Source organism: Pseudochrobactrum sp. sp1633 (genome assembly GCF_030376605.1).
GTDB lineage: Bacteria > Pseudomonadota > Alphaproteobacteria > Rhizobiales > Rhizobiaceae > Pseudochrobactrum.
This window is the reverse complement of record NZ_JARRAE010000003.1, coordinates 1-19839: the sequence shown is the minus strand read 5'-3', so window position 1 is coordinate 19839 and position 19839 is coordinate 1. Positions and strand designations below refer to the sequence as shown.

The window sequence follows — 19839 nt, the reverse complement described above, 5'->3', positions numbered from 1 at the left end:
GCACGTTACCCACAGGTTCAGCCTCTTTCACCGATCCATGACTTTTTTTATGCGACACGTTAACAATCCCTCTGAAATCGCCGGAAAAACCGAGGCGATAGTCGACCCTACAAACAGTGTTTCTGTTACGGTTCGTTTATGCATTCTGTATGACAATTTCTTAACAAAGCGGAGATTAAAGCAGAAACAATAAAAAACACTTCCGCTCCTTCATTATTCGCGATACATCAGAGCCAAATTATGCGTCAGAGCGGTACGATATTCTTTAGTTTCTGCGACTTCTCTCACGCTTTGTTGTTGCCCGTTTGCGCTGCGAGTGATTCCGCTCAAAGAACAAATGCTATAAGGTAATGCCATTACCGGAGTTGTCACATGTCTGATCATATCATCCCTCATTTCCAGAATGATGCCGGCCACAATGCTATCAGCATCGGCGTTAAAGAATTCATGTGCGTCGGCGCCAATCCGCCGTTTGACCATCCGCATGTTTTTCTCGACATGGGTGATGCAGAGGAAGTTGTCTGCCCTTATTGCTCAACGCTCTATCGTCATGACGCGACTTTAAGTGCAGAGCAGACCATTCCTGCCGGTTGCAATTTCAACGACCCGCTCGTTGCGGCAGCTGAATAACTCAAATTGACACCTGGTGAAAAATCCGCCCCCGCTTTTCACCGTTCATAACACGGACAAGGGCGACCATGAACAGCCAGATTGATAAGCGCATACTCATTGCCGGTGCCGGTCTTGCGGGTCTCACGACTGCTCTGGCGCTGGCGGATCGCGGTTTCTCCGTTCTGATCATGGAAAAAGCCCTTGCGCTTTCTGAGGTCGGTGCCGGATTGCAACTGGCTCCCAATGCGACCCGTCTGCTTGAGCGGCTGGGGGTTATGGAAGACCTTCTGCCACAGGCGGTCAGCCCTGATGCCCTCTACCTGATGGATGGCGTAAAAGCACAGCCGTTAATGCGCATGGAACTCGGCGCGCGGGCAGCGCAACGATGGCAGGCGCCCTACATCACCTGTCATCGCGCAGACCTGCAAGCAGCTCTGCTTAAAGCCGTGCGCAGACAGCCGCTTATTACCCTTCATCTGGGCGCCAATGTCCTGTCGCACCATGTTATGGCTGACAAGGTCACGATCCGCGTTGATCTCAATGATCAGATCACAGACTATAGCGGGCAATTACTGCTCGGCTGTGATGGTGTGTGGTCGGCACAGCGCAGCAATCTGGCCGTTGCCGGTCAATCCGCACCCGATCAAAACCGTGCTCGTTTTACCAATCATATTGCATGGCGTACAACCCTGCCCGTTACGCAGGTTCCGCAAAACTTCCTCAGCAGTCTCAAAGATAACCTCTCAGTCTCTGCATGGCTCGGTCATGGCGCACATCTGATTGCCTATCCGATTAAAAACGGTGAGGCTTATAATTTTGTGGCAATTACCGATGGCGAAGATATCGGCACGAGCTGGGATCTGAAGGGCGATAGTGCAGCGCTGATCCGCAGTTTTACAGGCTGGTCACAGGCAGTCACGGATGTGCTCAAAGCCGCGCCGCAATGGACATTCTGGCCAATGTTCCAGATGCCCGAGCCAAAAATGGTGATTGATAAACGCTTTGTTTTGCTGGGCGATGCCTCCCATGCCATGACACCTTTTGCGGCGCAGGGCGCGGCAATGGCCGTTGAAGATGCTGCATCTCTTGCTGCACATTTATCACCGGAACAAACCGACCATAGCAGTGCCCTTGCCGCTTTTGAACGGCAAAGGCTGGCGCGTATTGCCAAAGTTGCCCGCCGCGGCCAGCTTAACCGCATTGCCTATCATGCAGGCGGGCCACTGGCACTCGGCCGCAATTTGCTTTTCAAGCTGCGCAAGCCTGAGAGCTTTCTGCATGATCTGGACTGGCTCTATCAATATGATGCTGCGGATATCAAATCATAATCCGCAGCATTCATCTGAGCGCCGGTAAAATCCGGTTTTACGATTTTGCCATAGCCTGCTTTGCAGCTTCCATATCCATCCACATAACCTCCCAGATATGGCCGTCTAAATCTTCAAAACTGCGGCCATACATAAAGCCATAATCCTGCACTGCCGACGGATCTGCTTTCCCGCCTGCATTTGCAGCTTTACTGACAATAGCATCCACTTCCTGCTTATCTGATGCTGAAATACAAACCAGCACTTCGCTCACCGAACGGGCATCTGCAATGCTTTTCGGGGTGAACTGGCGAAATTTCTCGTGGCTCAACACCATGACATGAATGACTTCCGACAGCACCATGCAGGCTGCGGTTTCATCGCTGAACATTTCATTTTTAGTCGCGCCAATCGCCTCGTAAAACCTTATTGCCTGAGCAACATTGCTGACTGGGAAATTGACAAAAATCAGTCTGCTCATAACATTCTCCTCCTTGTTATTATTAGCGGACACCATAAAATTCTCTGAGGCAGTGTCAGAAAACTGCAACCCGATTTTGACCGGAGGTAAAAATTGACGATCTATCGCAATGCATTATCCGGTGATGCGGTTCGACTTGCGGCATTATCAATTGAGGTATGGCTGAACACTTATGCGAAAAGCGGCATCAGCAATATATTCGCCGATTATGTTTTACAGCGTTTCACGTCAGAGAATTTTCAAAGCATCATAGCTGATGCTGAGAGACAGGTCATCCTTTGTGAGGAAGATGACCGGCTGCTTGGCCATATTGCACTTGATTACAAACCCACCCTGCCTGACAGCCTCACGACACGCACAGGTTCTGCTGAAATCACAACACTTTATGTCAGATCCCGTCATGCCGGTCGCGGCATTGGAAAAGCATTAATGCAACAAGCCAGAAATGCCGCATCAGCTCGAAATCTAGGTCATATCTGGCTTTCAGTCTTGCATGACAATCAACGTGCGCTAAACTTTTACCAACAGCAAGGCATGGAAAGACAAGGCTCGGTCTGGTTCGAGCTTTCCGGTGAGCGCCATAAGAATTTTGTGTTGATACAGCCTGTATAGGTAAATCTATCCAAGGGAGGAAATACGATGTCGACAGTTAAGCCGATACTCGGGCGGATACTCGGATTGGATCATATTCAGCTTGCAATGCCCGCTGGCGGCGAGGACAAAGCCCGCACTTTCTATTCCGGCCTGTTAGGCATGACCGAGGTCGCAAAACCGGACAATCTTGCAAAGCGTGGCGGATGCTGGTTTGAGCTCGGCTCAATCAAGGTTCATATGGGTGTGGAGCGGGGTTTCACGCCTGCGCAAAAAGCCCATCCCGCATTTTTGGTCGATGATCTCTCAGGCTTTCTGAAAACACTGGCGGCTCATGAAATTGAGGCGACAGAAGACGAACCGATCAGTGGTTATCATCGCGCCTATATCAACGACCCTTTCGGCAACCGCCTTGAACTGATGCAAAAACTCTGATCACAGAGTTCCGCATTGTTGAAACATCAGGCTTGATGAGCCTTTAACAAAGCCCTGTTTTTCATAAAATGGTATCAGGCGCTCCGGACAATACAGTTCAAAACTCTGCACCTGATGTAAATCAGGGTGATTGAGTATGCGTGTCATAATCTCCTGCCCAAGCCCCTGCCCGCGCACGCTATCATCCACGATCACATCAAATATCAGCGCTTTGAACGTGTAATCCGTCAGCACACGAGCAAAAGCAATGACACGATCCTGCATATCACAACAGGCAATAATCAGACCGCAATGGTCAAGCATTTTGATTGCATCATCGTAGGAACGGTTTTGCGTCCACCATTCTTTCGTGTAGAGCTGATAAAAACTCTTGTGATGTTTTTGTTCCAGACGGTTGAGCCACTGATATTGCAATTCTGCTCTCCTTGTTCTGCCCGACAGATGTTTTTTAATATGAATTTTACAGGCATATTTTATAATAGGTGCGAATTTGACAGCGGAGCGCGCCCCACATGAATACCGTTCAGTTTGAACAAGTCTGCCCGATTTTCAGAATCTTCGACATTGATAAAGCCAAAGAATTCTATCTCGATTATCTGGGATTCCAGTGTGATTGGGAGCATCGTTTTGCAGCCAATATGCCGCTTTATATGCAGATTTCACGCGGCAATCTCATTCTTCACTTAAGTGAGCATCATGGTGACGGCAGCCCCGGCGCCAATATTTTTGTGCGCCTGCAGGGAGTGGATGCCCTGCATCAGGAGATCAGCGCCCGTAAATACCGTTTTCTGCGCCCCGGCATAGAAAGCCAGCCTTGGGGGCGTATTCTGGCCGTGATTGATCCGTTCGGAAATCGCATTCAGTTTTGCGAAGGCCCTCACGACGAATAGCAGAAATAAAAACACCCGCAGTTTTCGCTGCGGGTGTTTTTTATTCAAAGTACAGAACTGATTAATGCAGAATCTGGCTGAGGAAGAGTTTTGTACGTTCATGCTGCGGATTATCAAAGAATTCAGCTGGTGAATTCTGCTCCACAATCTGTCCCTGATCCATGAAGATCACGCGATTGGCAACCTGACGTGCAAAGCCCATTTCATGGGTTACGCAGATCATGGTCATGCCTTCTTCCGCCAGACCAACCATTGTATCCAGCACTTCTTTGATCATTTCAGGATCAAGAGCTGAGGTCGGCTCATCGAACAGCATAATACGCGGATTCATGCAAAGGGAGCGGGCAATCGCCACACGCTGCTGCTGTCCACCGGAAAGCTGACCCGGATATTTATTGGCCTGTTCCGGAATCTTCACGCGTTCCAGATAATGCATCGCAATTTCTTCTGCCTTTTTCTTCGGCATTTTGCGAACCCAGATCGGAGCAAGCGTACAATTTTCAAGAATTGTCAGATGCGGGAAGAGATTGAAATGCTGGAAAACCATACCGACTTCGCGGCGCACTTCGTCAATCTTTTTCAGATCATTGCTAAGCTCTTTGCCATCGACAATGATCTGGCCTTTCTGATGCTCTTCAAGGCGGTTGATGCAACGGATCATCGTTGATTTACCGGAGCCGGATGGTCCTGCAACGACAATGCGCTCCCCACGCATCACCCGCAGATTAATGTCGCGCAGCACATGGAATTCACCATACCATTTATGCATTCCGACAATATCGACTGCCACATCGGTTTTGGATATTTCCATAATTGCTCCCGTTTCTTCAGCGGTCGGCTTCAGCAAAGCGCCCGATTGCATGCTCATTCTTATTTCCTCACTGATCATCCGTGACTTAAATCACGGATGATTTTCCCAATTTATTACCGATGGCCCGTATCCAGCCTTCGTTCCATATATAACGAATATCGCGACATACAGAAACAGAAAATCCAGAAGACAAATCCGGCAAAGACAAGACCCGTTGCCGGTGTCTGTGGTGTTGCCCAACTGGCATCCGAAAAATTCTGCCTGACGATTCCAAGCAGGTCGAACATACCGATAATGTAAACAAGACTTGTGTCTTTGAACAAGCCGATAAACGTATTTACAATGCCCGGCAGAGCAAGTTTCAGCGTTTGTGGCAGAATAATAAACAATGTTTTCTGCCAATATCGCAGGCCGAGTGAATCCGCACCCTCATACTGCCCCGCAGGGATAGCCTGCAAACCGCCGCGGATAACCTCAGCCATATAGGCCGAAGCGAACAGCGACACGCCGACAAGTGCCCGCAAAAATTTATCAAAGCTGGTGCCTGGCGGCATGAAGAGTGGCAGCATCACGCTGGCCATAAACAACAGAGCCACCAGCGGCACACCACGGATAACCTCAATAAAGATCACGCACAGTGCCTTGATAACCGGCATATTGGAGCGCCGCCCCAGAGCCAGCAAAATCCCCATCGGCAGAGATACAGAGATCCCGACAACGGAAAGGATCAGCGTGACAAGAAGACCGCCCCAGAGTGATGTTTCAACATGAGGCAAGCCAAAGGAGCCGCCAACCAGCAGAAAATATGTGAAAACCGGAAAGACGATAAACAGCAAAAATGCGTTCAGCATTTTATGCGGCAGCTTACCGATCAGCATAGGGATAAGCAGGAGCACAAAAACCAGTGCCACAAGCTGCACCCGCCAGCGTTCATCTACCGGATAACGCCCGTAGAGGAATTGCTGGAGTTTGGCATCGACAAAAGCCCAGCATGCGCCGGACCAGCCATCGGGCTGCAAACCACCCTGCACGGCAGTCGTGCAGAATGTGCGGTCAGTTCCCGTCCATACCGCATTCACAAACAGCCAGTTAATCAGTCCCGGTAAAAACCAGACAATCAGTGACAGCCCCATAATCGTCAGGATCGAATCTTTGACCGAAGAAAACAGATTTTCTCTCAGCCATGACGCAATTCCCTTCTGATTGGCAGGAGCCGGCATCGGATCAACCATTTGGGAGCGAACGTAATGCAAGCCAGTATTTGTCATCTTACCGCTCCACCAATGCCATTTTTGCGTTGAACCAGTTCATCAAGCCGGAAGTAACAAGGCTGATCCCCAGATAAACGACCATCCAGATTGCAACCACCTCAACTGCCTGCCCTGTCTGATTGAGCACTGTGCCGCCTACCGCCATCAGATCAGGATAACCGATGGCAATGGCCAGAGACGAGTTTTTGGTAAGATTGAGATACTGGCTCGAGAGCGGCGGAATAATAATCCGCATCGCCTGCGGCACTACAACCAGCCGCATCGCCTGCGGTCTGCGCAAACCAAGGGCGGCAGCAGCTTCAGACTGCCCTTTATTGACCCCTTTAATACCACCACGCACAGTTTCAGCGATAAAGGACGCTGTATAAAAGGACAGCGCCAGATAAAGCGCCAGAAACTCCGGCTTAACCTGTGTCCCGCCTGTCAGATTGAAAGAGCCAAGTGTCGGCATATCAAAACTGACCGGCATTCCGGTGATCAAAAATGTGAGAAGCGGAAGCCCTAGAACCAAAGCAAAAGCATAGCGCCAGAACGGGAAAATCTGTCCGGTTCTGATTTGGCGTGCACGCGCCCAGCGATGCAAAACAAAAGCCGCAACGAGCGCCAGTATGAAAACCGCCAGTGTGAGCCATGCTTTCTCTCCCCAAATCATGGACGGGAAGAAAAAGCCGCGTTTGTTCAGATATGTTCCAAGCGGCAGCGCATAACTACCCCGCACCTCCGGCAAAACGGCCAGAACGCCGAAATACCAGAAAAAGATAACCAGCAATGGCGGGATGTTACGAAAAATTTCGACATAGATTGTACAGATTTTAGCGATCAGCCAGTTGCCAGAAAGACGGCCGATACCGACCAGAAATCCGATCACCGAGGCTGTGATGATCCCTAAAACCGCTACATAAAGTGTATTGAGAAGCCCAACCAGAAAAGCGCGCGCATAATTTGAATCTGCGTCATAACTGATCAATGACTGGCTGACATCAAAGCCGGCGCGGCTTTTTAAAAAATCAAAACCTGAAGCAATGTTCAGTTTTTGCAGGTTAGCCGCCGTATTACCTATTATCCAATAAACCAAACCAAAAACGGAAATAAAAACCACTGCCTGATAAAATAATCCGCGCATTTTCGGATTATTCAGGAGGGAAACCCGCGTTTCCTGTCGCTTGCCGGTTACGACACCTTGATCTGCCATGCGCACCTCATTCCCCGCTGTCAGATATTTGACCAGATATTTGAAATGTCTGCTGTCTGTCTTCGTCCTCAGCACCAATTGTACCTTGGTGAAAAATGCAGCAGGAATATTTGGCCAGTCTGAGGTAATACCGTCAACACCGATATCACAAATCAGCTATCTTATTGTTTTTATTGCACTCTCATAGACATGAATGCCTATGCAGAATGGAACGCTAAAATGATTAAGTCTGCAATTCAGATACAAAAGGCCAGTCTGCATCACATAATGTGATGCAGCTGCCCTCTTGCATTATAGTCTTAAAATCAACGGATAGGTATACCGTATTGCAGACCACCTTTGGTCCACAATGCATTGATGCCGCGTGCAATCTTCAGCGGGCTGGTTGTTCCGATATTACGTTCAAAAATCTCGCCGTAATTGCCGACATTTTTAACGATCTTTACAACCCAGTCATTTTCCAGACCCAGATCGATACCAATCTTGGTTTCAGCCTCTGTTCCGAGCATACGTTTGATTTCTGGTGAATCAGACTTTTTCATCTCTTCAACATTAGCCTGTGTAATGCCTGCTTCTTCAGCGTTCAGCAGCGCATTGTGCACCCAGCGTGCCACATCAGCCCATTGGGCATCACCCTGACGGACAACAATACCGAATGGCTCTTTGGAAATAATTTCCGGAAGCACAACATGGTCATCCGGGTTGGAAAGCGCCAGACGCACGCCATAAAGGCTGGACTGGTCCGTTGTATAGGCATCGCAGCGACCGCTGTCATAAGCAGCATTCGCTTCTTCGATTTTTTCAAATACAACCGGATTATATTCCATTTTATTGGATTTGAAGTAATCGGCCATATTCATTTCAGTTGTTGTGCCAGCCTGAACGCAAATTGATGCGCCGGAAAGCTGCAACGCTGATTTGATATCCGGAAGTTTCTTGCTGTTGACCATAAAGCCCTGGCCATCAAAATAGTTCACACCGGCAAATTCCAGCCCCAGTGATGTATCACGGCTGATTGTCCAGGTTGTATTACGGATAAGAATATCGATTTCACCAGACTGCAGGGCGGTAAAGCGCTCTTTAGCATTCAGCGGGGTGAATTTAGCTTTCGTTTTATCACCGAAAATAGCAGATGCTACCGCACGGCAGTAATCCACATCAAAACCGGACCATTCGCCTTTATTATCCGGCGCAGCAAAGCCCGGCAGACCGGTGTTCACACCGCATTGCACAAAGCCTTTTTTCTTAACATCGTCCAGTGTGCCAGCCGTTGCTGCAGAAGCAGTAAAAGTCAAAGCAGCCAGACCAGCCAATTGGATTAAAGTCGTTTTTTTCATGTGATGCTCACCCTCTTTATCGTTTAATTTATAATCGTATTCAAAAATTAATTTCGGCATTCTGTCATGTCCGGACAAATCAATAGATTTGCACGGATATTACTCTTGTCTCTACAGACTTAACCTCCGGTCTCCGCCGTTCAGTTCAGCCTGCGACCCGCAATCGCGGAGACGGCATGCAATTAAAACTGTGTCTATCGAAAGCTATTATTTTCCGCGGGTCAAGCCTGCAAACACGAAAAATTGTTTATGTGAAATGAAGAGCTGTTTATCCGCTTCGTTGAAACTGCGTATTTGTGCGACGGATGCGTAGTTTTTACCCTGCTTTGTACTTAAGTTCAGGAAGCACCTGCCCGCAGTTTAAGCGAAATAATAAACCGGACTGCGCTAAAAAACGAGCCAGAATCAAAGTTGTAACGGTACCGATTCCGAAGCCGATCAAGACATCGCTGGGATAATGTGCCTGCACAAAAACCCGGCTTGAGGCAATCAAAGCCAGTCCGGCATAGGCAAAAATCCGGTAACGAGGGAACCAAAGCGCCAGCAATGTTGCGAGCACCGCAGCCGTGCACGCATGACCGGACGGGAAGCTGACATAGGCATGACTGAAATCAAAAGGTTTGAAGCCAAATGGCCCCACTGCATCAATCAAAAACGGTCGTGGTCTGCCTACAATATATTTCAGAATATTCACAATCAGTCCGGCACCGAGAATCGCTGAAATGGCAAACAGGCTATGGCCCGCAACTGAACCCAGACGATTATAGTTATGCATCGCTTCCGGAATTTTCAGACGAAATCCCTCCTGCCCCCGCATCCGCCATCGCACGATCAATACCGTCACAATAACGAGGGTAAACAACACAACATAAGGTGCGGCCAGAACCAGATTAGTCAACTTTTTCAATAGCTGTATCGGAAGCCAATCAATTGAAACAGCAAGACGGGACAAGTTCCCGTCAAAAGGCACGACTAGTCCGGCAACAACAATCGTTATGAGCACCGCAACGGATATAACAGGGAGCCATAATTTTGGCTCAGCAACAGCTTTTTGCTCTGTTGTGCGCCGCATAAAGCCTGTTTTCAGCGCCGTTTTAAATTCTGAAAACTCGTATTGTAAACTCATCAAACACTCACACCGGAATTGTGTCAGACAATATTTATCTATTGTAACTCTGACTTAATTTTCTTTATGCGCCAAATTACTTCGGCTGCTTCGCTTTTTAAAAGCATAATGCTCTCGGCAAAAAACAAGGTTTATGCTCTAGTCTCATCGTCTATTCTCAGAATCTGGACAGAGATGAACCACGGACAGATTAACCTGTTGAAATTTTATACTTTTTTCTGACAGATCGATTCCGTTCTCAGCCCTGCCCAACTCAGACTCACACAACATGATACAGACTAAACAGGCAGCAGGAGGCGTTTTTATGGTCACTTCAGGAAAGGCAACAAGGGATTTGGGTATCAATACGATACTCACGCATTGCGGTAACGATCCTCATGAGTATCACGGTTTTGTAAACCCGCCGGTTGTGCGCGCCTCCACCGTTCTCTTTCCTGATGCCGGAACAATGGCATCCGAAAACCAGAAATACACCTATGGCACGCACGGCACGCCAACGACAGATGCCTTGTGCAACGCTATTGACCAGCTTGAAGGCTCCGCAGGTACATTATTGGTTCCCTCTGGTCTGGCCGCAGTGTCCGTTCCCCTGCTCGCATTCCTGAAGCAAGGCGATCACATTCTTTTTGTTGATACAATTTATCATCCGACACGCCGCTTTGCGAACAGCATGCTCAAAGGCTTTGGCATTGAAGTTGAATATTACCCGCCGCATATCGGTGCGGATATTGCCACTCTGATCCGTCCGAATACCCGTGTTGTCTTCACAGAATCACCGGGCTCCAACACATTTGAAATTCAGGACATTCCGGCAATCGTAAAAGCTGCCCACGCACATGATATCGTTGTCATGATGGATAATACCTGGGCAACACCGCTCTACTTTAAAGCGCTTGATTACGGTGTGGACATTACAATTCATGCCGGCACGAAATATCCTTCCGGTCATTCGGATGTGCTGTTCGGAATGATTTCCGCCAATGAAAAGCACTGGAAGCAACTGGAAGACTCCTACACAGCGCTGGGCATGTGTGTAAATTCCGATGATGCGTATCAAATTCTGCGCGGCTTACGCAGCATGGGACTTCGCCTTAACCACCATCAGCAAAGCGCTTTGACCATTGCCCGCTGGCTGGAACAGCAACCGCAGGTTGCCCGCGTTCTGCACCCTGCTCTCGAAAGTCATCCTGATCATGCGCTGTGGAAACGTGATTTCAAAGGTGCCAGCGGCGTCTTCTCCATTGTGCTCGCGTCGGGTGGTAAGGAAGAGGCTCACAAACTGCTCGACAGCCTGAAACTATTCGGCCTCGGTTATTCGTGGGGTGGCTATGAAAGTCTGGCAGTCCATGTGAATCTGGGTGACCGTACAGTTGCTGCACATACTTATGAAGGCCCTGTTATCCGTCTGCAGATCGGGCTTGAAGATACGCAAGATCTGATCAATGACCTGCAACAGGGACTCACCACAATCTCAGCGGGATAAAGCTGCCTGTTTCATCAGGGCTGTCAGACTTAAAAAGCAATTCAGCAGAGCTTCTTGCGAGCTCTGCAATCTGCAATGGCCTAAATTTTCTAAAAGCGAAGACAAAACAGTGGCTTTGTCTTCGCTTTTATCATGTGACATTCATGCATTTTTGAAGGCAAGTGCTGATTTGCCTCTTGCACTCCTGCACTGAAAATTCTAGACAACATCTTGTCCTTTGAGGATAACGGAGCGTAGCGCAGCCTGGTAGCGCACCTGATTTGGGATCAGGGGGTCGGAGGTTCGAATCCTCTCGCTCCGACCATGACAAGTACTGAATATTTTAGTGAATTTTGTCGTCAGTTTAACAGACCAGCAATCATAAGATTTGACGGTCGCTTTTGTGCCCTGAGGTATATGAATATGGTAGCCCGTATTTATCGTCCAGCCAAGACAGCCATGCAATCCGGTAAAGCTAAAACCGAAGCCTGGCTTCTGGAATATGAGCCTGAAGTGGCCCGTAAAATTGAGCCGCTGATGGGTTATACTTCTTCCAGCGATATGAAGAGCCAGATCCGCATGAGCTTTGAGAGCCTCGAAGAAGCCCTCGCTTATACGCAGAAATATGGCATTCCATACCGGATTGAAGAACCTAAAGAAGCCAAACGCCGCAAGGTCTCCTATACGGATAATTTCCGTTCAGACCGTCAGCAGCCTTGGACTCATTGATTTAAAACCGCTTCAGAAATATGCGGTCCCGTAGCTCAGCTGGATAGAGCACCGGCCTTCTAAGCCGACGGTCACTGGTTCGAATCCAGTCGGGATCGCCATATAAATCAATACCTTATTGATAGTATAGCAAAGGCTGGTTTACAGCTTTTTTCTACCGGTTTACATTTTTATTCATTTTCTGTTCTCACGGTCACCACCCCACATTAACAATTCACAGCTCTGTCAGGCCATGAATAATCCCTGTTGACTCTTTCGCGTTTTGAGAACATTTGTAGAACAAATTAGTAATTATTAAAACTTTTACCCTGCTTTTGCGCACTCGTTTGCGCCACGGAGGAGTGCGCCTAAATGGGCAACTGGAAAACCAATTACAGGGTCAGTGATTTATCTGACACTCAAAAGCTGGAAATGATCTGTAAAAAATGCAGCAGGCTTGTTTACATTAACAAGGCCACGATCTGCACAGCCAAAGGTCGTGAACAGCTCTATCTGGATGAAATAGAGAAACGCGCCCGATGCAAAGCACGAGGCTGCAAAGGTCAGATGCGCATGGCTATGGTTCGGATGGATGAAATGTCCGGCTTTACCGGAGGGCTGGCATGATGCCAACTTTACGCAGCTTAAGTCATCTTGACCTGCTGCGCCTGACCTGTGGAGGGTGTGGACGGGTCAGAGATATACCGTCGCGATTCATGGCCATGATGTGCGGGGAAGAAACAGAAATACTCACTATGCCACGTCGAATGAGGTGCCATGTCTGCGGTTATCGCGGCATCAGTAGCGTGGATATACTTGCTGGTCAGGTCGATCTACAGGGATCGTACTTTATTTATCAGGAAGATGACGGTATGAGGAGATTGTTTTGAATAAGGACTCAGCACAATGAGCGATGATACCCCGCCATGGGAAAACAAACCGGCCAAACAGGAGGCACTCTATATCCACTGGTGTATGCACGAGGGTTGTAAGAAATGGGGTGGCTGGGGATTTAACGGCCGGTATGGCGTCGAATGGTTCTGCTTTGACCACAAAGAGGACGGCAATAAAGCAGTTAAGTGACTTACATATACTGACGCTCTATAGACTGCTGTTTTAATTCTCCAACATGAGGGATTGACCAACTCATATTGGGTCGTACTGCTTAAATTCAACCACAACTTAAAATTGATATAAATAGAATTAAAAACTAATGATTGACAAAAAATATTAATAGTCCATATTGGTGTTATCGATATTTTACTTGTTTAGCTTTGCTTTTTGCGCAGCATCTGCGCCCTTAACGAACCTTTCATCTCAAAAATCGCTATCATACTCGTAACGCTATCCTGCGTTATGAGCACCTTATGTTGCTATGAAAGGGTTCATTATGACCACCGGCACAGTTAAATGGTTTAATTCCACAAAAGGCTTCGGCTTCATTCAGCCTGACAACGGCAATGCAGACGTATTTGTTCACATTTCAGCCGTTGAACGCGCTGGCATGCGTGAAATCGTTGAAGGCCAGAAGCTCGGTTACGACCTTGAGCGTGATAATAAGTCAGGCAAAATGTCAGCTTGCAATCTGCAAGCAGCATAACTTGGTGTAACTCACTCCTTTGACCACGGATGTACTGGCACTGGAGAGAATACACATAATGAGAGGTCAGGCATTTTTGTCTGGCCTTTTTTATTTCTCACATCAAGATTGGCTACCAGATGAAATCAATGCATAGCTTATTACGTCAAAATGCAGAAATTGCCTTTGAGAAAACACAACTTCAAAGCAGTGTTCATGCACGTATCTCCGATGAAATCGAAGAAAGTGTGAAACTTCGTGATGAGAAGACCGCGCGATTAAAAGCACAAAGACTTGCTCAAGCGGCGATCACTCCACCGTTAAAAACAAAGAAAACGAAACCCACGAGTATCGTTAAGGCACATTAAAACCACCCTTTAGCATGAAGCTGACAACTCCAAGGATCAGAGCGCTTATTATAAGCCAAACGACCTTCGCCAGAGTATCACTCACACCGGATATCTTCTTTTCCAGATCATTGAACCGGTTGTCCATGTGCTTCCACTGCTCATCTTTGCGTGCACCTGCGATTTCAGACTGAACCTGAAACTTCTCCAGAACCACAAGGCGCGGGAGAATACCGGTCAGCTGCTGCTCAAGATTTACAACGCGGGAACGAAGATCGAAATCATTCTCTGTTGGCGACATTACCAGCACCCCGCCTTGTTTCCGTAGGCATTGTGACCGGCAATGCCTTTGCCCGCGCTCTGGTCATTACCTGCCATATAGACAGCGGTTTCCGGTTTAAGGCTGATTTTCTGCCATCCCGCGCAATTGTTCGCACTGGTCTGACATCCCGCCAAGCTCAACACACAGAGCAACGCTGTCCAAATTTTCGATTGTCTCATTAATCCCTGCCCTGTTCTGAATTGCCTGTGTGACAGCTTGAGCAGCTTTTAATGCCGCATCCTGTTTGCCGTCATGTTGCCCGAGCGCATAAAAAAAGAGGCCTGAAACTGCCCCTCCGATAACCGCACCAGTGATGTGTTGAAAGTTGATCTTCATGCCGCCTGATCCTGCATGCGCTTGATGAGGAAATAAACACCGGTGGCAAATGCTCCGACCATGATAATTGCAAGCGCCCATTGGATCGGACCCGAGCCGGAAGCCATACCGCCAAGACCGGATAAAAGGCCGCCAATTGATGCCCATGCCTCTGGCTTTTTAAATGTTTCCATGAGAGATTGATCTTTGGGGTTGGCCTTAGCCGAGGAAGTATTCACATCGGTATTTACTTGGAATCCCCGTATGAGCTGACGTGATTGCGCCTCCACACTGATCACCCGCTTTTGCCAACCCCGACCAAACACCGGCCAAGTTTTCAATGTCTTCATGAACCGAAGACGCTCCGCCGCATAAGCGGCGATCAGATCGCCCTTATATGCCTTCACAGCCGCAACGGTATGAGCGCCGACAATACCATCAGCCGTCACGCCAACAATCCGTTGTAGCGATTTAATCGCCTGTGCTGGGCCACTGTTCACACCATAGTCAAAAGCCATGAAGTCAATGCCAACCGGAAGCAGATCGCCGCCGGATTGCACCCAATAGGAGCGCCGATAAATCTTTGCAGCTTCTTCCTTGGTGAGTGCTTTGACCTGTGCAGGTGTAACGCTGGCAACACCACGGTGAGCGGCCAATGTCCTGTGTGTGATGCCGTACTTCGTGGCACCGCCCGGGTCTTTCGGATTATTCACATATCCGCCCTCATGACCAAACATCAGGTCAAGCGCGGTCGTTAAGGTCTCACGCATAGCGTTCCTTTCATAAAAAAAGCCCCGCAAAAGCGAGGCATCAGTTCATTGTTGAAAATAATAATTACAAAGCTTAACTGCTACAGACAAATGAATATGCGTTTTCACATGACTGTTGCTGTCATGTAACAGCTATTTTTCACTTGCCAGTGTAGAAAATAACTCAAGAATCATCTTTTGGGAGATCAATATGTTTAAAAGCCTTACCCTTGCAGCATCCGCCGCACTTTTGTTCACCAGCTCCGCTATGGCCGCCGATGCCGTAGTTTATAACGAACCAGCACCAGTTGTGGTTGACACCTTCTCTTGGACAGGTGGTTATATCGGTGTGAATGCCGGTTATGCAGGCGGAAAATTCAAAACTGATTTCAACGAATTGCTTGGCGACCTGTCACTCAAAGGTAATGCCAGTGGTTTTATCGGCGGTGTTCAGGCCGGTTATAACTGGCAGTTTGACCAGGCAGTTGTTGGTATTGAAACTGATATTCAAGGCTCCGGCGTAAAATCCGATTTTGATGTCAGTGTCCCAGGCGGTACATTGGTGAACCTCGGAACAAAGGTAAGCTGGTTCGGTACAACACGTGTCCGTCTTGGTTACACACCGGTTGACCGCTTTATGGTCTACGCAACTGGTGGTGTTGCATATGGTAAAGTTAAAACCTATGCGAACGATTACATGGGTGGCTCGTCTCAGTCTGACACCAAAGTTGGCTACACTGTTGGTGCCGGTGCAGAATATGCAATCACAAACAACGTGACGCTTAAAACAGAATATCTGTACACTGACCTTGGTAAGCTGAAACTCGATGCTTATGATGGTGTGCGCGATGTTCGTATCGGCGAAGCTAAATCTCAGTTCCACACTGTGCGCGTTGGCTTGAACTACAAGTTCTAATTCTTTGTATTCGGAACTGCATTGCAGCCTCAGATCAACGTCTGGGGCTGTTTTCGTTTTAAGCGCTTAACGCCTGCTGCCACATTACATCAACCTGCTCCTGCGTTAATGACAGATGCGCTGCCACTTCGTTGAGTAATGGGTGCAAACGCAGGTATTCAGAAGCGTCCTGCCACTCGATTACAGCTTCATCACCCATTGCCAGAATGGCGGTATATTAGTGTCCACGTCGAAGCGCAAAATCCTCTTGCCCCTAAACCATCCTGCTCTGACCTTCGACCGTCAGGAGGGGAAAGAAATTCAGACTATTCCGCCTATTTTTACAAACAATCAAAGTTGCACTTATTGGAAATGACAATGTAAGATTTCTATGCTAATTGCGAGAAATGTTACAGTTTTATGACAAATTTATCACTTATTTATTTTCCAGAAGAAAAGACACTTGGCTCTTTATATTCTTAGTATTCACGGCGCTGGCATTTGAACGTTTTAATTTTCCACGTGACGCCGAAAGCAGAGCGCTAATCGATAGCTTCCCTTACTACGCAAGTATCACAATTTGGGTAGCTATTTACTCCTTACTGTCTATAGTAATCACCCCTATACCCAGCTTCCTGATACTATCAGGGAGCATCTACGCCATATACAAAACATCAAAATTAAAATTAATTGCCACTGGTGAACCTCTTATACTTGGTGATATTAGTCATATTAACCACATTTCTATAGCCGCGAAATACGCACCAAAATTTTTTATTATATTAATATTAATATCATTAATTTCATTATTTTTCTACATGATATTTAGAATGTTAAAAATGAGTAACCTTAAACGACTACTAGCAGTCGTCTGCGTATCTTCACTAATACTCTCATATCAGGTAATTTCACAGTTAGTTTCTTATTACCAACAAAACGGATCATTAAAATATTATGCAGCTGTATGGCAGCATAATGCAAATGCAAATGGTTTATTATTACATCTAATTCAAACCGGACAGAGACCGATCCCTGATAAGCCAACCAAAGCACAAGCAGAATTATTCAATCAACTTGCTGAAAAGCCCTCTATTAATGCGGCTACTAATACATTCATTGCGATTCTTTGTGAGTCATGCTGGCACGATGATCAGCTTTTCTCTGATGAGTTTGACCCCTTAACCAAAGAGGGCATGATTGGTATGCGGGGGATTTCCCCTATCTTTGGGGGAGGTACCGTTAACTCCTCGTTTGAAATTTTGACAGGACTCCCAACTCTTAATGGTTCAGTTGGAGGTATAATCTATCAGGAATATAGGGACTTATTACGCAAAAACACTGTAACACTTCCAAGCATACTCGCAGAAAATGACATTCATACTGAATCGCTGCATAATCACGATGGAAGCTTTTGGTTCCGGAACAGAGTAGAGCCTCGGTTAGGTTTTAACCAGTTCTTTGGGTTAGAAGACATGCCCCCTCCTATGAACTATCCCAATGGATTTCCTAGAGATAAGGTTCTATTCGATTTTGCGTTAGACAGAATTGTGGCTTCTAACAACAAAAATATTTTTTTACACTTAGCTACAGTTCATGGTCACGGTCCTTATGACGAAGTCAATGGTGATAATGGGCATGGATCTTACATAAGTAAGATGAAAGCAACCGTTGAAGACCTCGTGGAGTTCATTCAAAAAATCAAGAGGATTAAGCCGGATACAGTGATATTAGTCTACGGAGACCATAAACCGGCTCTTCCCTCTCTTTCGCCTTTTCTTAATGAGTCAAGCCACATCCGTGGCGATGTGCCTATATGGGTTCTGGACAGCAATCAAAATAGAGTAAGTGCGCTAAAACACAGTATTGATGGGAAACCATTTTACTGTTTTCCATCCGCTATATCAAAAATATATTATAATTTCGATTATGCGGTATCAAATTTTACGTCTGATGCATGTACGCAATACGAACCTGAGCAATACCTTGATTTAAGCGCATCCATCCCAGGATGGGTTTACACCGCTGCATTGCTAAAACTTTAGATATTGCCTTATCAATATTTAACCTACGCCCTAATGCCGCACGATTTTATTAAGTATAAAAGCTGATGACTGGAAAAACCTTAACGATGATGTATTGTATCTACCAATTAAAAGGTGTCATGCGCTTCATTAGTTTTTCATGGTTAAAAATGCAGTCGATGTGTTGTAGTAGATATCCCCTTGCAAAAGACCAGCCGCCCCCGCAGACGCATCGTCTGGATACTTCCGGTCACTAAATACCCCCCTCATATTTACGAGTGTGTTCGTGGTGAAGTCAGGCAAAACTTGCCACGAATCAGCCCCATTCGTTCGAACAGAACTAGACACACTAAGGACCCCACCCGCTCCCGGGTTGTAATACCTGTTGGGCAAGTCGGCGTTCACGGACGGTGAATTTACGACAACGCAGTCGGAGAAAGTGACTGAACCGTTAAAGGAGGCCACATTCCAAATGGCGGCTCCGGGAGAAGTTGAATCCGGCTGGAATAGACAGCCATCGACCTTCACTCCTAGAAAATTCACCGCTCCTCCTGAATTATAGGTAGCAAACACCCCGGTTTTACACATCTCCATCCAACAGCCATAAAACTGACAAGGGCGGATGAGGGACCCGTCAAACGTGACATCAAAATTGTTCTGAACCCACACGCCGCCGAAAAAACGAGGCCCTCCAATACTACCACCAGCAAGATAGGCAATACGAACCCCGTCTCCACACACACGAAAAGTACATCCATAGAAGTTCATGCCTGAACCCTGAATGAAGGCACCCGCGCCAGTACACTGTATAAAATCTACCTTGGTAAGAGAACTATCAAATAAGGCAAACACGCCCGCTCCATCCAAACCATTCAAGTGGTTTACAAACTGCACGTCGCTCATTTGAAGATGACCAACGGTCTCGCCTGTTCCTACCACCGTTTGCTCCACATAAAGACCAACTGTCTGCCCCTGTACCCCATCTACCCTGAATCGTTCCAAGGATACACCTGACAACCATAAATTTATCATGCTAATCATACGCACCATAGACCCGGTTGCTTTAATGGTGCTTGATGTCTGCCCTTCACCCCTCATTGAAACGTGGTCTTTCCAGATCAGTGATGATGATATTAGGTGAACCCCGTTAGCTAGTCGGACCATCCCCCCGGAAAACTTTGCGGAACAATAGTCAATCGCCGCCTGTAAAGAGGCCGTGTCATCGTTAGCTCCATCAGCCTTAGCTCCGAACATTTTTACGCTAGGCTCTTCCTCAGATAGCTCCCACCACGCGCCATCTGCTGACTGCACTTTACCTGCGTGGGCAGGCTCAGAGATTACACGCTTATATAGCGCGTCTCCACCATCACCGGTGGCGTAATAACCGG

Annotated in this window: 25 protein-coding genes and 2 tRNA genes; 15 read left to right on the top strand and 12 right to left on the bottom strand. The window is 47.4% G+C overall.

Annotated elements, in window-relative coordinates:
- Positions 1-372 precede the first annotated feature (372 nt).
- Positions 373-630: a zinc-finger domain-containing protein gene (locus P8H26_RS03975; RefSeq protein ID WP_289631578.1), complete on the top strand. Its 258-nt coding sequence runs from the start codon at positions 373-375 to the stop codon at positions 628-630.
- Positions 631-698: 68 nt separating this feature from the next.
- Positions 699-1940, top strand: a complete 1242-nt coding sequence (locus P8H26_RS03970; RefSeq protein WP_289631577.1) for an FAD-dependent monooxygenase — start codon at positions 699-701, stop codon at positions 1938-1940.
- A 37-nt stretch (positions 1941-1977) separates the two neighbouring features.
- On the opposite strand, the gene P8H26_RS03965 is transcribed toward P8H26_RS03970, so the two are convergent.
- The gene (locus P8H26_RS03965) at positions 1978-2400 is read right to left on the bottom strand and encodes a VOC family protein (protein WP_289631576.1); all 423 of its coding nucleotides are present in this window, start codon (positions 2398-2400) and stop codon (positions 1978-1980) included.
- Positions 2401-2493: 93 nt separating this feature from the next.
- Between P8H26_RS03965 and P8H26_RS03960 the strand changes: the two genes are divergently transcribed.
- Together P8H26_RS03960 and P8H26_RS03955 are read left to right on the top strand one after the other, a co-directional pair.
- A complete protein-coding gene (locus tag P8H26_RS03960; protein WP_289631575.1) occupies positions 2494-3012 on the top strand; it encodes a GNAT family N-acetyltransferase in 519 nt (172 codons plus the stop codon).
- A gap of 27 nt (positions 3013-3039) precedes the next feature.
- Positions 3040-3426, top strand: coding sequence for a VOC family protein (locus P8H26_RS03955; protein ID WP_289631574.1), 387 nt, complete (start codon positions 3040-3042; stop codon positions 3424-3426).
- Here the strand turns inward: P8H26_RS03955 and P8H26_RS03950 are convergent, their stop codons facing one another.
- On the bottom strand, positions 3427-3840 hold the full coding sequence (locus P8H26_RS03950) for a GNAT family N-acetyltransferase (RefSeq protein ID WP_289631573.1): 414 nt from the start codon (positions 3838-3840) through the stop codon (positions 3427-3429).
- Positions 3841-3938: 98 nt separating this feature from the next.
- Between P8H26_RS03950 and P8H26_RS03945 the strand changes: the two genes are divergently transcribed.
- Positions 3939-4316 carry a glyoxalase superfamily protein gene (locus tag P8H26_RS03945; protein WP_289631572.1) on the top strand — a complete coding sequence of 126 codons (378 nt, stop codon included), beginning with the start codon at positions 3939-3941 and terminating at the stop codon, positions 4314-4316.
- Positions 4317-4377: 61 nt separating this feature from the next.
- On the opposite strand, the gene P8H26_RS03940 is transcribed toward P8H26_RS03945, so the two are convergent.
- From P8H26_RS03940 to P8H26_RS03920, 5 genes are all read right to left on the bottom strand, one after another.
- Positions 4378-5127, bottom strand: a complete 750-nt coding sequence (locus tag P8H26_RS03940) for an amino acid ABC transporter ATP-binding protein (protein WP_289631840.1) — start codon at positions 5125-5127, stop codon at positions 4378-4380.
- Positions 5128-5240: 113 nt separating this feature from the next.
- On the bottom strand, positions 5241-6395 hold the full coding sequence (locus P8H26_RS03935; protein WP_289631571.1) for an amino acid ABC transporter permease: 1155 nt from the start codon (positions 6393-6395) through the stop codon (positions 5241-5243).
- A 1-nt stretch (position 6396) separates the two neighbouring features.
- Positions 6397-7590 (bottom strand): amino acid ABC transporter permease, encoded by a 1194-nt coding sequence (locus tag P8H26_RS03930; RefSeq protein ID WP_289631570.1) that lies wholly within the window; start codon positions 7588-7590, stop codon positions 6397-6399.
- A gap of 305 nt (positions 7591-7895) precedes the next feature.
- Positions 7896-8927: an amino acid ABC transporter substrate-binding protein gene (locus P8H26_RS03925; RefSeq protein ID WP_289631569.1), complete on the bottom strand. Its 1032-nt coding sequence runs from the start codon at positions 8925-8927 to the stop codon at positions 7896-7898.
- A 316-nt stretch (positions 8928-9243) separates the two neighbouring features.
- Positions 9244-10053 (bottom strand): phosphatase PAP2 family protein, encoded by an 810-nt coding sequence (locus P8H26_RS03920; protein ID WP_289631568.1) that lies wholly within the window; start codon positions 10051-10053, stop codon positions 9244-9246.
- Positions 10054-10357: 304 nt separating this feature from the next.
- Here P8H26_RS03920 and P8H26_RS03915 point away from each other — a divergent pair, with 304 nt between their 5' ends.
- From P8H26_RS03915 to P8H26_RS03880, 8 genes are all read left to right on the top strand, one after another.
- Positions 10358-11536 (top strand): cystathionine beta-lyase, encoded by a 1179-nt coding sequence (locus P8H26_RS03915; RefSeq protein ID WP_289631567.1) that lies wholly within the window; start codon positions 10358-10360, stop codon positions 11534-11536.
- A gap of 227 nt (positions 11537-11763) precedes the next feature.
- Positions 11764-11840 (top strand) — tRNA-Pro (locus P8H26_RS03910).
- A 98-nt stretch (positions 11841-11938) separates the two neighbouring features.
- Complete coding sequence (locus P8H26_RS03905; RefSeq protein WP_289631566.1) at positions 11939-12244, top strand: ETC complex I subunit; 306 nt, start codon at positions 11939-11941, stop codon at positions 12242-12244.
- 24 nt (positions 12245-12268) lie between these two features.
- Positions 12269-12345: transfer RNA gene (locus P8H26_RS03900), tRNA-Arg, on the top strand.
- Between the two features lie 250 nt (positions 12346-12595).
- Positions 12596-12850, top strand: coding sequence for a hypothetical protein (locus P8H26_RS03895; RefSeq protein WP_289631565.1), 255 nt, complete (start codon positions 12596-12598; stop codon positions 12848-12850).
- 279 nt (positions 12851-13129) lie between these two features.
- The gene (locus tag P8H26_RS03890) at positions 13130-13306 is read left to right on the top strand and encodes a hypothetical protein (RefSeq protein WP_289631564.1); all 177 of its coding nucleotides are present in this window, start codon (positions 13130-13132) and stop codon (positions 13304-13306) included.
- A 307-nt stretch (positions 13307-13613) separates the two neighbouring features.
- Positions 13614-13823: a cold-shock protein gene (locus tag P8H26_RS03885; protein WP_028233511.1), complete on the top strand. Its 210-nt coding sequence runs from the start codon at positions 13614-13616 to the stop codon at positions 13821-13823.
- A 119-nt stretch (positions 13824-13942) separates the two neighbouring features.
- Complete coding sequence (locus P8H26_RS03880) at positions 13943-14170, top strand: hypothetical protein (RefSeq protein ID WP_289631563.1); 228 nt, start codon at positions 13943-13945, stop codon at positions 14168-14170.
- On the opposite strand, the gene P8H26_RS03875 is transcribed toward P8H26_RS03880, so the two are convergent.
- The 3 genes from P8H26_RS03875 to P8H26_RS03865 all read right to left on the bottom strand — a co-directional run bounded on the left by P8H26_RS03875 (position 14157) and on the right by P8H26_RS03865 (position 15556).
- Positions 14157-14450: a hypothetical protein gene (locus P8H26_RS03875; protein ID WP_289631562.1), complete on the bottom strand. Its 294-nt coding sequence runs from the start codon at positions 14448-14450 to the stop codon at positions 14157-14159. The genes P8H26_RS03880 and P8H26_RS03875 overlap by 14 nt on opposite strands.
- A 96-nt stretch (positions 14451-14546) precedes the next feature.
- Complete coding sequence (locus tag P8H26_RS03870) at positions 14547-14807, bottom strand: hypothetical protein (RefSeq protein ID WP_289631561.1); 261 nt, start codon at positions 14805-14807, stop codon at positions 14547-14549.
- Positions 14804-15556 (bottom strand): glycoside hydrolase family 108 protein, encoded by a 753-nt coding sequence (locus P8H26_RS03865; RefSeq protein ID WP_289631560.1) that lies wholly within the window; start codon positions 15554-15556, stop codon positions 14804-14806. The genes P8H26_RS03870 and P8H26_RS03865 overlap by 4 nt, the downstream gene beginning before the upstream one ends.
- 190 nt (positions 15557-15746) lie before the next feature.
- Between P8H26_RS03865 and P8H26_RS03860 the strand changes: the two genes are divergently transcribed.
- A complete protein-coding gene (locus P8H26_RS03860; protein WP_289631559.1) occupies positions 15747-16451 on the top strand; it encodes an outer membrane protein in 705 nt (234 codons plus the stop codon).
- A gap of 58 nt (positions 16452-16509) precedes the next feature.
- Here P8H26_RS03860 and P8H26_RS03855 read toward each other — a convergent pair whose 3' ends face one another.
- Positions 16510-16650 carry a hypothetical protein gene (locus P8H26_RS03855; RefSeq protein WP_289631558.1) on the bottom strand — a complete coding sequence of 47 codons (141 nt, stop codon included), beginning with the start codon at positions 16648-16650 and terminating at the stop codon, positions 16510-16512.
- A 187-nt stretch (positions 16651-16837) separates the two neighbouring features.
- Between P8H26_RS03855 and P8H26_RS03850 the strand changes: the two genes are divergently transcribed.
- On the top strand, positions 16838-18472 hold the full coding sequence (locus tag P8H26_RS03850) for an LTA synthase family protein (RefSeq protein ID WP_289631839.1): 1635 nt from the start codon (positions 16838-16840) through the stop codon (positions 18470-18472).
- Positions 18473-18601: 129 nt separating this feature from the next.
- On the opposite strand, the gene P8H26_RS03845 is transcribed toward P8H26_RS03850, so the two are convergent.
- A partial coding sequence (locus P8H26_RS03845; RefSeq protein WP_289631557.1) for a glycosyl hydrolase family 28-related protein occupies positions 18602-19839 on the bottom strand: 1238 nt, incomplete at its 5' end.

What these genes read in the sequence shown, in the direction of transcription:
- P8H26_RS03975 (WP_289631578.1), top strand. Translation starts at nt 373, where the DNA reads ATGTCTGATCATATCATCCCTCATTTCCAGAATGATGCCGGCCACAAT.
- P8H26_RS03970 (WP_289631577.1), top strand. Translation starts at nt 699, where the DNA reads ATGAACAGCCAGATTGATAAGCGCATACTCATTGCCGGTGCCGGTCTT.
- P8H26_RS03965 (WP_289631576.1), bottom strand. Translation starts at nt 2,400, where the DNA reads ATGAGCAGACTGATTTTTGTCAATTTCCCAGTCAGCAATGTTGCTCAG.
- P8H26_RS03955 (WP_289631574.1), top strand. Translation starts at nt 3,040, where the DNA reads ATGTCGACAGTTAAGCCGATACTCGGGCGGATACTCGGATTGGATCAT.
- P8H26_RS03945 (WP_289631572.1), top strand. Translation starts at nt 3,939, where the DNA reads ATGAATACCGTTCAGTTTGAACAAGTCTGCCCGATTTTCAGAATCTTC.
- P8H26_RS03940 (WP_289631840.1), bottom strand. Translation starts at nt 5,127, where the DNA reads ATGGAAATATCCAAAACCGATGTGGCAGTCGATATTGTCGGAATGCAT.
- P8H26_RS03935 (WP_289631571.1), bottom strand. Translation starts at nt 6,395, where the DNA reads ATGACAAATACTGGCTTGCATTACGTTCGCTCCCAAATGGTTGATCCG.
- P8H26_RS03930 (WP_289631570.1), bottom strand. Translation starts at nt 7,590, where the DNA reads ATGGCAGATCAAGGTGTCGTAACCGGCAAGCGACAGGAAACGCGGGTT.
- P8H26_RS03925 (WP_289631569.1), bottom strand. Translation starts at nt 8,927, where the DNA reads ATGAAAAAAACGACTTTAATCCAATTGGCTGGTCTGGCTGCTTTGACT.
- P8H26_RS03920 (WP_289631568.1), bottom strand. Translation starts at nt 10,053, where the DNA reads ATGAGTTTACAATACGAGTTTTCAGAATTTAAAACGGCGCTGAAAACA.
- P8H26_RS03915 (WP_289631567.1), top strand. Translation starts at nt 10,358, where the DNA reads ATGGTCACTTCAGGAAAGGCAACAAGGGATTTGGGTATCAATACGATA.
- P8H26_RS03905 (WP_289631566.1), top strand. Translation starts at nt 11,939, where the DNA reads ATGGTAGCCCGTATTTATCGTCCAGCCAAGACAGCCATGCAATCCGGT.
- P8H26_RS03895 (WP_289631565.1), top strand. Translation starts at nt 12,596, where the DNA reads ATGGGCAACTGGAAAACCAATTACAGGGTCAGTGATTTATCTGACACT.
- P8H26_RS03890 (WP_289631564.1), top strand. Translation starts at nt 13,130, where the DNA reads ATGAGCGATGATACCCCGCCATGGGAAAACAAACCGGCCAAACAGGAG.
- P8H26_RS03885 (WP_028233511.1), top strand. Translation starts at nt 13,614, where the DNA reads ATGACCACCGGCACAGTTAAATGGTTTAATTCCACAAAAGGCTTCGGC.
- P8H26_RS03880 (WP_289631563.1), top strand. Translation starts at nt 13,943, where the DNA reads ATGAAATCAATGCATAGCTTATTACGTCAAAATGCAGAAATTGCCTTT.
- P8H26_RS03875 (WP_289631562.1), bottom strand. Translation starts at nt 14,450, where the DNA reads ATGTCGCCAACAGAGAATGATTTCGATCTTCGTTCCCGCGTTGTAAAT.
- P8H26_RS03870 (WP_289631561.1), bottom strand. Translation starts at nt 14,807, where the DNA reads ATGAAGATCAACTTTCAACACATCACTGGTGCGGTTATCGGAGGGGCA.
- P8H26_RS03865 (WP_289631560.1), bottom strand. Translation starts at nt 15,556, where the DNA reads ATGCGTGAGACCTTAACGACCGCGCTTGACCTGATGTTTGGTCATGAG.
- P8H26_RS03860 (WP_289631559.1), top strand. Translation starts at nt 15,747, where the DNA reads ATGTTTAAAAGCCTTACCCTTGCAGCATCCGCCGCACTTTTGTTCACC.
- P8H26_RS03855 (WP_289631558.1), bottom strand. Translation starts at nt 16,650, where the DNA reads ATGGGTGATGAAGCTGTAATCGAGTGGCAGGACGCTTCTGAATACCTG.
- P8H26_RS03850 (WP_289631839.1), top strand. Translation starts at nt 16,838, where the DNA reads ATGTTACAGTTTTATGACAAATTTATCACTTATTTATTTTCCAGAAGA.